We start from the raw sequence: 246 nt of genomic DNA, 5'->3' as shown, positions 1-246 counted from the left end.
CATTCGACGCTGTCGCCGAAACGCACCGTCTCCCGAACATGCCGAACCCAATACTCCGGCGAAGCCAACTCCCCACCCACAGCAAGCCGACCCGTCACATTCGACACCACCGGAATCACCGGCTCACCGAACGACAGGCCCGCCACAGCCTCACGGAAACCCTCAAGCATCGGATCCATCAACGACGAGTGAAAGGCATGGCTGACCAGCAAACGCCTAGTCTTCCGCCCCTCCCCCGCCAACCGG

1 protein-coding gene is annotated in these 246 nt (G+C 62.6%); it reads right to left on the bottom strand.

Annotated elements, in window-relative coordinates:
* Positions 1 to 246: ACP S-malonyltransferase (locus AN218_RS37620; protein ID WP_141747718.1), on the bottom strand; the 246-nt coding region annotated here is incomplete at both ends.

This window comes from Streptomyces nanshensis (assembly GCF_001751255.1).
GTDB classification, from domain to species: domain Bacteria; phylum Actinomycetota; class Actinomycetes; order Streptomycetales; family Streptomycetaceae; genus Streptomyces; species Streptomyces nanshensis_A.
Note: the sequence above shows the minus strand (reverse complement) of the source record. Positions and strands in the feature narration are given on the sequence as shown.